At 68.6% G+C, this 388-nt stretch carries 1 protein-coding gene; it reads left to right on the plus strand.

Translation table 11 applies throughout. The annotated features are described in order from the left end of the window. Window positions 1–388: alpha/beta hydrolase (locus tag I6F37_RS44295; protein WP_225155030.1), on the plus strand; the 388-nt coding region annotated here is incomplete at both ends.

Genomic DNA, 388 nt, shown 5'->3' on the forward strand with positions numbered 1-388 from the left:
GTCGCCGAAGGTGAAGCACCCGGCCCACATCGAGGACGTGGCGAAGGCGTTCGCGTGGACGTGTGAGAACATCGGCAAGTACGGCGGGCGGACCGACCGCATCTTCGCGTGCGGTCACTCGGCCGGCGGGCACCTCGTGTCGCTGCTGGCCACCGACCCGAGTTGGCTGAAGGCCGAGAAGCACGCCCCGAGCGACATCCGCGGGGTCGTGTCGATCAGCGGGGTGTACGAGATCGACAACCAGTTCCGGCTCTTCACCGGCGTGTTCGGGACGGACCCGGCGGTGTGCAAGAAGGCGTCCCCGCTGACGCACGCGGCCGGCAAGCACCCGCCGTTCCTGATCGCGTACGGGGACGCCGACTTCCCGCAACTCGACGTCATGGCGATC

Source organism: Bradyrhizobium sp. NBAIM08, from assembly GCF_020193935.1.
Classification (GTDB): domain Bacteria; phylum Pseudomonadota; class Alphaproteobacteria; order Rhizobiales; family Xanthobacteraceae; genus Bradyrhizobium; species Bradyrhizobium yuanmingense.